Origin of the sequence: Mesorhizobium sp. M8A.F.Ca.ET.207.01.1.1 (assembly GCF_004794715.1) — a bacterium.
GTDB lineage: Bacteria > Pseudomonadota > Alphaproteobacteria > Rhizobiales > Rhizobiaceae > Mesorhizobium.
The window spans coordinates 1-7,804 of sequence record NZ_SRUS01000030.1 but is presented as its reverse complement, the minus strand read 5'-3'; the positions used below and the strand labels follow the sequence as shown (position 1 = coordinate 7,804).

The following is a 7,804-nucleotide window of genomic DNA, read 5'->3' as shown; positions in this document are numbered from 1 at the left end:
ACAACTTCGGTCGCAGGCTCAAGACCCTCAAAGGCCTTACGCCCTACGAGTTCATCTGCAAGGCGTGGGCGTCACAACCGGAACGCTTCAAACTCGATCCGCTCCAGCAAATGCCGGGACTAAACATCTAGCACAACGCCTGCCGAATGTTGAGTTCTGGGTCCCGGCGTGCCTCGCACCAGCACCTTCAATCAACTCAATGTGTTCTGACCTGATGCACAGATAACGCATGCCGCGCCGCTCTCGTGTGAATCGCAAACCAAAACCGCTCTCACACCTTCCTGAAATCCGCTAAAAGTGCGTATCGAACGACACCTTACGGATTGTACCCGGCCGGGCGAGGCGCCGGGTCACTACCGGTGACATCTCGGTATCGACGCCGATCCCACTTGAATCGGCACCATCCCTCCGATACTTGTTCTAGCGAGGAAATTTCCCTTGGCTCCCCCCAACCACGAGCAAGGTCCTCGTTCCAATTGTTCAACCAACTGGGATTAAACACCGTCTCGACATAACGGACTCCGTGGTCGGGGAGAAGTGTCAGAACGAACTGCGAAGGCTCCTGAGCTGCGCGCCACTCTGCGACAGCAAGAGCGGCACCGCTCGATGGCCCGACAAGCATCCCAGTACGACGATGGAAATCGTGGACCATTTGGACCATTTTCGGAACCGGCACCCAGTGGACTTCGTCGCAGAGTTCAAAATTCACATTGCCCATGGGAATTCCTGCGCCCATCGCCAGAATCTGTTCAGACGTCTCCCGACACATCTTGCTGATGCGCGTGGCCCTGGCACCAAATATCACGCTTCTATTATGGTCGACCGCGATTACCTTTAAGTCTGGATTTTCTCGTTGTAATACGGACGCAATTCCAAAGAGCGACCCCCCGCTGCCGACCGTACCCACGATTAAATCAATCTTTGGCTGTGTCAGCAGGGCTCTCTCCGCAATCGGTTTATAAGAGAGAGAATTCAATGGGTTTGTGTACTGCTGTGGCCAAAAACTGTCCGGCATTGATGAGCGTAACTCGGCCAACATCTCCAGACGGGCCTGCTGTATCCCACCTTCGCAGTTCTTGCTGGCGTGGACCGTGTGTAGGACTGCGCCCATATTCTCCAACCTCCAGCGGACGATTTGCGACGTTGGACCGGTAACCAGCGTCAGGCGCAGATCATATAGCGAACACAGGATAGAGAGTGCCAAGGCGAACGTGCCAGAGCTGCTTTCAATGACGCGGCCGCCGGCTCGTAAATGTCCGCTCGCCAGCGCAGCATCAAGAATGTGCTTCGCAGGCGTAAATTTCATCAGGTCGAACTTTGCGACGACGAGATTTTGCGCGACCTGCACGAGCTTTGGGAAGGAAAGCTCTTCGACTATGTCGGGGTGAAATAGCTTTACGGAAGGTAGATCCATGATTCGATTGCCCCTCATTATGTTGAAATAGCGGAACGGTAGAACTACTGCCTCACGAGCCGTCTTCTTCGGACGACAAGGCAGCTGGCCGAGGCGTCTTTAGCGCGCGGCTTAATTGGGTCAGCGACGATGCCGGCGTTGAAAGCGCATTGACGCTCGGCATTTTCCCTTCGCTCCTTCCATTGAAGCTGAACAGTCGGGCCGGTAGAGAGCTCCCGCGGCTTTCCTCTGAATGACCCAAACCTCATGCCAATTCGGATTGGTCGAGCTGCAGAAGGGGAGGATTGCATTTCCGCTATTCGGCCCATCCAATTAACTACAGCGCATTTGAAGGATTGGCCGATGTGCGTACGACTCCAGCCATTTTGTTTGCTTTCGGCCTGGCCGCGGCCAGCCCCATTCCACACCTCTGTCACGATCTATTCGCGTCGATTATTTGGCGGACTTGGGCCCAGCGCCGCGTTCGCTGAAAGCAGCCCTATCGCACCGCAATCCCGCCGGTGCGCTTCCTGAATATGGCGCCTGCTGTGTGCTAGCACGATCGCAATCGCTAATTGGGCCGACAGAGCCAGACCGATCGGCTAAGTGGAAGCTCGACCCAAAGTCTCAAGTGCGACTCTATGGCGCCGACGCTCCGCGAGATAGAAATCGATCCACGCCTTCGTCTTAACCGGCCGGGTCATGCCTAGTGTCCCGCCAAGGCGTGACGGGACGCGCGAGCCTTTGAACGTCCACTGGGCAATCTGCGTCATCGGGACGCTGACGTGTAGCATGTGGGCGGCGAGCAAGTGCGGATTCCGGCGAAGCCGGGCATGCATTCCGAACTGATGCCGGCCACCTATTCCAATTTCATTCCGGCCACTGTTCCGATTTGAAGCCGGTCACTTTCTGGGTCTGAACCTGGGTCGTTTGGATGTTTGGTTCGAGTTCGGTGAAGGTCAAGCAGGCGATGTGTCCGGCGACGAGATTGATCGTTTTGGCATGCTCTCGCCGGACAGCTCGATCCGATAACGCATAACGCGTCGCGCGGTCTGAAGCTCTCAAAATTTGTCGAAGATCAGACGCAGCCGAGCCTGAAAACCTCTTCATCAGGGTTGAACACGATCTGGCCGGGGCGGTTGTAGGTCAAGCCACCTGCCAGCGGTATGCGAAGCTCGCCGCGCGCCGCCTTCTGCCGCTCCCCTTGATTCAGGCGGATGCGGATCTGGTGCAACTCCGCTTCACTCATGATCCCCGAGAGCCACTAACCATGGCCGGTCGTGATAGGCGCAGGGATCGTAGAGGCGCTCGCCATCGGGCGTTGATAACGCCGAACAATGAACACAACTCGAGGAGTTGATGCCAATCCCGGTTGTTGCGCGCCAATCGAGATGCATCGAGCCTGACCACCAGACCCGCGTTGCCAGCCCGATCTCGGCGATGAGCCGTTGGAAGCCGCCGCGCTCGACTTGGCCGTTTCCTGATTTTCCAAGATCCTCGTCGATTACGACGACACGATCCGGCGGCCAGCCTAATCTGACGGCGCGGTCCACCAAACTGTACTGAAGTTCGGCGCTTTCCTGGTGGTGGCGCACCTGGTTTATTGAGGAAATGGCGCACATAGACGTAAGAACTGTGAACGTCGGACGGCTGTGAGCCGCTCGTCAGGACTGCTCGGAATAGCCAACATCAAACCGCTCCCTGGCCGCTGGCGCGTTCGGCGGCATCCGGCGGATCAGAGTCGCGAGCATCTGCGCGACTTGGTGCTGAGATACCGGTAGGAGATTGTTCCAAAGGCTGGGCGTATCTGGCTTGATCCGTACCAGTGGAACACTGGTCTCCGGTAGAGACACCGCAGTCCGATGCGCCAAGCATGAGCAACCATCGCAACTCTCTCTTGAGTTACTAAAGATGATTCGCGCATAATACACTAAAGGAAGCAAAATCAGAATGGATATTAACTTCTCGCCGCGCTACGATGTTCATGATCATCCTCGCTAGCAGGCGACAAATCCGTCACTGACCGGCGCATATCGCGTGACCGTCCATCCTTCAGCTTGTCGGGCACGATCAGGCGGGGGAACGCCCTCGAAGAAACGGAACATCCGCACATGGGTGCCGATCCAGTGCGGCAGGGTCTGCGTCCACGTCGCCTCCGCATAGGTGAAGCTGGAGGCCCCGAACCTGGCGGATCTCGCCGGTGCGCGGGTCGACAATGGCGATCTTCGTGCCCGAATAGTCGACGAAGACCTTGTCGCCGGCGACGTGATGCTGCCGCATCGTCGGCGAAAGCCGCCGTTCGAAACCGCGAAAGAGATCGCCGAGCGGCTGCAGCCATAGCCGCCGGGATGCACGGCGCGATATTCTTCCCACAAAATGAGGAGCGTAACGCCCGGCTTCTTGAGCTCGACGACAAGGTCGGCCCAGTTCGGTTCAGGGCGACGCCGCATGCCCTGCTTGACCCCGGCCCGTGCGAACAGCTTGCCCTCGAGGGCATCGTCGGTCAGTTCGCCCGGCAGCGGCCAGGTCAGCCCCGCCGTGGTCCCTCGCTTCAGGTTGTCTTGAATGGTGCTACGCGCCACCCCGAGCGTCGCGCGATGTCCCGGGCGCTGGTCCCGTCCCTGCCAAGCCGGAGCATTTGTCTCCATTGTCTCATGGTCAGCTTCCTCTTTGCCGGCATCACGCTTTCCTTGTTCGATACAAGGAGCGTCATGCCGCAGTTGCTGACCCAGGTGGTGCTCTTCAGTCGCTCGAAAGTGGCCGGTTATTGATCGGAGTCCTGGCCGGCTTCATTCCGGAATGGTGGCCGGCTTCAAATCGGAATACCCGGCCGGTTTGAATCGGAATCCGCGAGCAGGCGTTCGCGCTCGAAAGGTTCGGCGTTGCCGTCGAGCTTCTTGATGGAGGGAGTTAGAAGCCGACTCTTGGATTCCTTCGGAGCCCCCAAACAACTGGTCAGAACGACGGGTCCTACGCTACTGTTTTTGTAACACCTATGACAGGTGCTATCTGGGATCACTCCTCCAGACTTTCTCAGTAAGCCGTTGAGTAGCAACAGAAAGGTATCTTCTCAGGTCGCTCTGTGCAGTTGGCCCGATTTTTGAGACTTTGCGTAGTGAGGCGGTAGAAATGTGCCGATTTGATGTTGCGGGCAGCGTTGATGTCGATCGGGCGCACAAGGAAGTTAAACCGGATTCGCGTCAGATAGCATCGTACCGCGAGGGGCAGTGCAATTGCCCGAGCCCATGGCACTTGTCGCCTAAAGCGGCGGGACTTGATCGACGGCAGCAAATGTAAGTCTCACTCCGGTATTCAGATATATTGCGAGGTTCACCATGCGGGCAACAGAAGGACGCGGCGAAGCTATCGGCCATCATGGCGAGCTCATTCAAGGCGTTTTTGAAGACCAAAATGCTCGTCTGCACCGTGGGCTGATATCGCTTCCTTGCCGCCACCTCAAGTCCACGGCGAATTTCAAGAATAACGGCGAAGAGAGGTTGTCCGTCACCCCGCAGCATTGCCAAAAGGCAAAACGCGCCGCGGAGCTCACGCTCAAGACTTTTGCCCGGAGCTCGATCGGCGGACGTCTGACAATAAAAAGCAATATCCCTATTGGACGCGGCATGGGCTCATCTACCGCTGATGTGCTGGCCAGCATCTTGGCCGTTCTCAATTACCTCGACCTCGAATCAACACCTCATCGCATAATGGCAATTGCGGTTGGCGCGGAGGCAGCTTGCGATTCGACGCTCTTTTCCCAGCAAGCGGTGCTCTTCTCGCATCGCGAAGGTTTCGTGATAGAGGCCTTCAGAAACCCGCTTCCGGCGATCGACTTCATCAGCATAGACACAACTCCCAACCAGACCGTTGACACTCTTGTATTCAAGCCGGCTCAGTACGATCCGTTCGAGGTCGGAGTCTTTCGGCCACTCCGGAGTCTTCTCCGTAGAGCGATCGACGACTCCGACGTTGGTCTGCTTGGACGAGTTGCCACCGCAAGCGCTAGAATAAACGAGAGATTCCTCCCCAAGCCCCGACTGTTCGATATCGAAGCGATTGGCGCTCGCCATGGCGCTCTCGGGGTACAAGTTGCTCATAGCGGGACAGTTGTCGGCTTAATGTTCGACCCGGCGAAGGAAAGGAGCACCGAAAACATGGATCTCGCGATGTGTGACCTTAGAAACATAGGTTTAAACCCTTCCGCATTTCGGCACTGAATCGGTCTGGGAGTAAAAAGTGGCTAGCAAACCTCTAATGCGCAATCTTGTGGATTTCGAGAACCCTAGAATCATCGAATTGAACGATGGCCTGTATGGCGCCAGTTTTTTTCTAATGAAGCTTCTTCCAGCCCGGTTTATCCTAGAACGGGCCGTGGAGCAAAGAGCACTGAAAATAGGTGCCAGCATTTGTGACTCTTCTTCAGGGAATTTTGGGCTCGCCTTGGCCATGCTTGCTGCACAGCATGGCTACAAACTTACACTAGTGAGCGACCCGTCGCTCGATCGGCACCTTCATACACGCCTTGCCCAGCTTAATGTGCACGTAGACGTCGTCAGCAAGCCAGCGCGCGGTGGTGGATTTCAACAGGCGCGCTCGGAAAGGCTGAACAGGTATCTCAGGGAGATACCCGGCAGCTATTGGCCCGCGCCCCACTCAAACCCGGATAATCCGCTCGCCTACGCGAAGCTAGCGGAGTTGCTCATCGATCGAGTGGGAAAAATCGACTGCCTGGTGGGCCCCGTCGGGTCAGGGGGCTCCATGTGCGGCACGTCCAGGTACTTACGAGTGCCGTTCCCCGGATTGCATACTATTGGAATTGATTCGCCAAAGTCAGTTCTATTTGGCCAACTTAGCGGCAAGCGACAGCTTAGCGGGCTGGAACGGAGCATCATTCCCTCCAATATCAATCACAGTCATTTCGACGAGGTACATTGGCTGACGCAAGCAGAAGCATTTCATGCGACTCATCGTTTACACCGAGACTATGGGCTATTTATGGGACCTACCGGTGGTGCTGCGTATAGGGTCGCGAACTGGTGGTCTCAGAGGAATCCTGGCAAGAAGGTTGTCGCCATATTTCCTGATGAGGGGCATCGCTACATCGAAACTGTCTATAACGAGGACTGGCTTAGATCCGTCCCTGGATGGCGTGAATCGTTGCGCGAACAGCCAGTGCCTGTTGCCGCGCCCACGGGGGAATTGACGGGCTGGTCCTATTTTGCCTGGGGCAGGCGAACACTCGATCAAGTGCTTGCCAGCGCGATGGAGTATGCGCCCCTCCGGTCATCTTTCGAAAACCGTTTGCCTCCGCAGTCGATAAAGCAAAAAAGACCCAGTGGGGCAATGCACCTCAAGCCGATTACGCCTCCCTCCGAAGGGTGCGGTGCGAGGCTAATAGCTTTGTCTCGCTTTGATGATGCCGCGGTCATCCATTTAAAGCTTGATCCAGAGCAGGAGCAGTTTGTGGATCCGTTGGAAGTGGTGTTCTCGGATCTTCGAAATAGCTCTTGGCCCGAATGTGAGCATCCCTTCTCGATTGTAGTTCGCGACGAAGCTGTCGGTTTTTTTGTCCTGCGCGAAAAAATGGCTTTGCCAGAGTGGGCACCGCCGGATGTGATCACTTTGCATAGCCTTCGCGTGGGCTCTACACATCAACGCAGCGGATACGGTGAGGCAGCAATGAGACTTGCCGTCCAATGGGTCTTAGTCAACCGACCAGCCGTCGCCTGCCTCTTGCTTGCAGCAAACGTCCGCAATCTCACAGCTAGAAACGTTTACCTGAGGTCGGGCTTTTGCGATACCGGCGCTACTTACTGCGGCCCGGTTGGCACTCAAAATATCCTTAAATACATATTCGATTCAGAATAGTTGGAAGGTTTGAAGCTTGCACTTTTAAATTACAGATAGCTCGCCTGAGGGGCCATGCTCCACGAGCGAGCGCTTTCGGGCCGGCGTGCCTCATAGCCACTATCTTACCGGGGCGTTGCGCCTTACCTATCAAGCGACATCCGGAAGTGACCCCTCCTATTGCCTCACCGAGGAATGTTCCCGAACGCGATAGGGCCGACATGGGCCCTTTCTCCATCCGTCGCGGCGGAGGGAGATAGCGGCCAGCTCTTCATCCAACCGCCATCGAGGATGATCAGCCCAGCCATTTCCATGCGCCAGACCTTCACAAGCCGTTGCACCATTCTCAGGTTCTTTTCCTTAAAGCGCGAGGGGTCGATCTTTGTCAGGCGTTGCAACACACTTGCTGCCGAGAGCGCCGGCTCTTCCTCGAGCCATCCTTGATCTGCGCCTCGAACGGCTCGTACATGCTGGGTCTCTTCGGATAGGGTTTGGTCCGCCGATACGGCCGCCGATGCGTTGGTCGGGTCTCGCCACTCTTCCAGGCCGTCTTCAGATTCGCGG

The 7,804-nt window shown here is 56.5% G+C and carries 6 protein-coding genes and 2 pseudogenes; 3 read left to right on the top strand and 5 right to left on the bottom strand.

Features of this window, described 5'->3' with window-relative positions; translation table 11 throughout:
• Positions 1–131 (top strand): annotated as a pseudogene (locus EN850_RS33260) (IS481 family transposase); the annotation flags it as partial.
• A 185-nt stretch (positions 132–316) separates the two neighbouring features.
• Here the strand turns inward: EN850_RS33260 and EN850_RS33255 are convergent.
• The 4 genes from EN850_RS33255 to EN850_RS33245 all read right to left on the bottom strand — a co-directional run bounded on the left by EN850_RS33255 (position 317) and on the right by EN850_RS33245 (position 3,975).
• Entirely contained in the window at positions 317–1,414 is a 1,098-nt protein-coding gene (locus tag EN850_RS33255) for a pyridoxal-phosphate dependent enzyme (RefSeq protein ID WP_127308887.1), read from the bottom strand.
• A gap of 1,057 nt (positions 1,415–2,471) precedes the next feature.
• Positions 2,472–2,642 (bottom strand): hypothetical protein, encoded by a 171-nt coding sequence (locus tag EN850_RS36640; protein ID WP_167531565.1) that lies wholly within the window; start codon positions 2,640–2,642, stop codon positions 2,472–2,474.
• Positions 2,635–3,015 carry a hypothetical protein gene (locus tag EN850_RS33250; RefSeq protein WP_135897789.1) on the bottom strand — a complete coding sequence of 127 codons (381 nt, stop codon included), beginning with the start codon at positions 3,013–3,015 and terminating at the stop codon, positions 2,635–2,637. Before EN850_RS33250 ends, EN850_RS36640 begins: the two co-directional genes overlap by 8 nt.
• 375 nt (positions 3,016–3,390) lie before the next feature.
• Complete coding sequence (locus EN850_RS33245) at positions 3,391–3,975, bottom strand: transposase (RefSeq protein WP_210212277.1); 585 nt, start codon at positions 3,973–3,975, stop codon at positions 3,391–3,393.
• A 753-nt stretch (positions 3,976–4,728) separates the two neighbouring features.
• On the opposite strand from EN850_RS33245, the gene EN850_RS33240 reads away from it, so the two are divergent.
• Together EN850_RS33240 and EN850_RS33235 are read left to right on the top strand one after the other, a co-directional pair.
• On the top strand, positions 4,729–5,610 hold the full coding sequence (locus EN850_RS33240; RefSeq protein ID WP_127308889.1) for a GHMP kinase: 882 nt from the start codon (positions 4,729–4,731) through the stop codon (positions 5,608–5,610).
• A 19-nt stretch (positions 5,611–5,629) separates the two neighbouring features.
• Positions 5,630–7,261, top strand: a complete 1,632-nt coding sequence (locus EN850_RS33235; protein ID WP_127308890.1) for a pyridoxal-phosphate dependent enzyme — start codon at positions 5,630–5,632, stop codon at positions 7,259–7,261.
• Between the two features lie 164 nt (positions 7,262–7,425).
• Here EN850_RS33235 and EN850_RS33230 read toward each other — a convergent pair.
• Positions 7,426–7,804 (bottom strand): annotated as a pseudogene (locus tag EN850_RS33230) (hypothetical protein); the annotation flags it as partial.